Annotated in this window: 1 protein-coding gene; it reads left to right on the top strand. The window is 40.9% G+C overall.

Annotation, left to right across the window (positions count from 1 at the left end; translation table 11 throughout):
- A partial coding sequence (locus tag AC3G7N_RS21710; RefSeq protein ID WP_489424203.1) for a Rieske 2Fe-2S domain-containing protein occupies window positions 1-525 on the top strand: 525 nt, incomplete at its 5' end.
- Between the last annotated feature and the right edge of the window lie 81 nt (window positions 526-606).

Raw genomic sequence — 606 nt, 5'->3', positions numbered from 1 at the left:
GTTGTTGATCATTGGTCGTCACATGATTTGTTTTCACCTGATCGAATCCCGTTTATAGGGAAAATGTTTGCTGACAAGGAAAATATTTATACGGCCACAGGCTTTGGAAAATGGGGACTATCAGCCGCAACAATCGGCGCAGAGGTATTAACTGATTTAATACTAGGTAAATTTAACGTATATACCTCCCTGTTTTCTCCTGCTAGGGAGTTAAACGATACAGATAAGGAAGATGAATCAGAAACTAATGCCAGAACTGATGCTAATGAAGCAACCAAGTCCAAGGATTTGGAAAATGGGCAAGGTGCCATGATTGAAATCGACGGTGATGAAATTGGCGCTTACCGCGATAATCAGGGGGAACTGCATCTCCTTGATATATCATGTACCCATATGGGCTGTGGCGTAGTATGGAATGACGGTGACCACACATGGGATTGTCCATGTCACGGATCCAGGTTTAACGCTATAGGTGAAGTTATTGAAGGCCCAGCAATTGAACCATTAGGAAAAGCAGAAAAATAATCCAAAGAAACTACCTGTTTCACCAAGCGGGTAGTTTCTTATCCCAAGTTATTATACCAAGTAATAATAGAACTTTTAATT

The organism is Virgibacillus carmonensis, from assembly GCF_057836705.1.
Note: the sequence above shows the minus strand (reverse complement) of the source record. Positions and strands in the feature narration are given on the sequence as shown.